1 protein-coding gene is annotated in these 1,576 nt (G+C 56.9%); it reads right to left on the reverse strand.

The window, feature by feature from the left end; all coding sequences use genetic code 11:
- Positions 1-312: 312 nt before the first annotated feature.
- Positions 313-1,476 (reverse strand): IS110 family transposase, encoded by a 1,164-nt coding sequence (locus ACQ7C1_RS31665; protein WP_430961210.1) that lies wholly within the window; start codon positions 1,474-1,476, stop codon positions 313-315.
- Positions 1,477-1,576: the final 100 nt, after the last annotated feature.

A 1,576-nucleotide genomic window follows, 5' to 3' on the forward strand; every position in this document is an offset into this window, starting at 1 on the left:
AAAGCTCACATGAGGATTTCGCCGTCAAGATCAATCATAGTTTCATAGCGTGCCCCTTCGATTTCGTATCGAACCCATGGTCTGAGCCACCTTGCTTGACGCGGCACGTTTCCGTCACCGGTTCAAACTCACATACGGTCGCCGTTTTGTCCGGCAGCACCATTATCCCGCTTGCGTAGCGGCAAGGCTCAGGAGAACGGGACCAATCTAAAGCGCGGCATTTGAAGCCCGACTTTGCGGCGGTTCGCTCACCTGGATCCGCCAGGAGTGATCAGTCCTGGAAGATTTGTGTGTTCGGCAATTTTTTGGTCGTCAGGCGGTCTTCATGACAGCCCCCTCGATGACAACACCCGCAGTGACAAACTTCCACAGCGCGATAAGGAGTTTGCGCGCCAGGGCAACTATCGCGGCTTTCTTTAAGCGTCCACCATTCGACTGAACCCGATCCACAAACCAACGGCTGAGCGCTGATGCTGGCTGATTGCGTAGCCACAACCAAGACAGTTGAATCATCGTGGTGCGCAGCCGAGGGTTTCCTGCTTTTGAGACACCCTGTTCGTGGTCGATGGTCCCGCTCATCCATGGGGTCGGTGTCAAACCTGCATAGGCGGTCTGCCGCCGATTATCAAAATGCCGGGACAGGGCTTCGGTCCAAAGAACGGCGGCAAATTCAGCGCCAACACCCTTCAAGGACAGCAGCATCGCTGCGGGCGAGGTTGCCTCAACCGCTGGCTGCTCGGACGTCGATAGGAGAGAATTACGCTCGCTCTCCACTGCAGCGATCTGTTCTAGCAGCAACTCGAGACGGTCGAGTTCGCGATTGATTTGAGCCTTCAGGTGTTTCGGTAACTCGCGCCCATCTCCGGTCTGGAGCTCCTCCAGCCGCTGACGGCGATCCTTACGGAGCGGTTGATAGCCGCTGACGCCTTGAGCAAAGAGTAGCCCCTTCACGCGATTGACATGGCTGACCCGTTCAGCAATCAAAACTTTGCGTTCCCGGCAAATCCGACGCCGATCTTCGTCCTTCGGATCTGGCGCTCTGACCATCGCACATACGCGTGGCTCGCCGCGCTTGAACGCGAGCAATGTGCGCGTCAGAGCCTCTCCATCGATCTTGTCGGTCTTCGCACGCCGACGTCGACGGGAGGTAGCGATAGAAGCTGCGTCAACAACGTAACTCTCGACGCCGTGAGCCTCCAGCACGCGATGTATCCAGAAGCCGTCCAGTCCCGCCTCTTGGATCGTCACGATGGGAAATGACTTCCCTGTTCTCAACCGCGCCTTCTGTTGTAGCTGCTGAAAGCGATCCAGCAGCTCGCCGACATTGCCACCGGCCACTACGTGCTTCGACATCTTCTCGCCACTACCCGGCGACAGCGAAGTAACCAGCCAGGTCGATCGGCTTAGTTCCAATGACACAAAAATTGCGCCAAGATCAGTGCGGACAGCGGTTGGATGAATGGATGCAGGTTCCATAAACTGCTCCTCCTGAGCGAGTGTTTTGATGCAGCCTCACTCTGCCAGAGCATCGGCCGCTGTTCACTCCTCATGGGATCTAAAGCCGAAGGGGTGCGTC

This window comes from Rhizobium sp. Nf11,1, from assembly GCF_050587665.1.
In the GTDB taxonomy this organism is placed as follows: domain Bacteria; phylum Pseudomonadota; class Alphaproteobacteria; order Rhizobiales; family Rhizobiaceae; genus Rhizobium.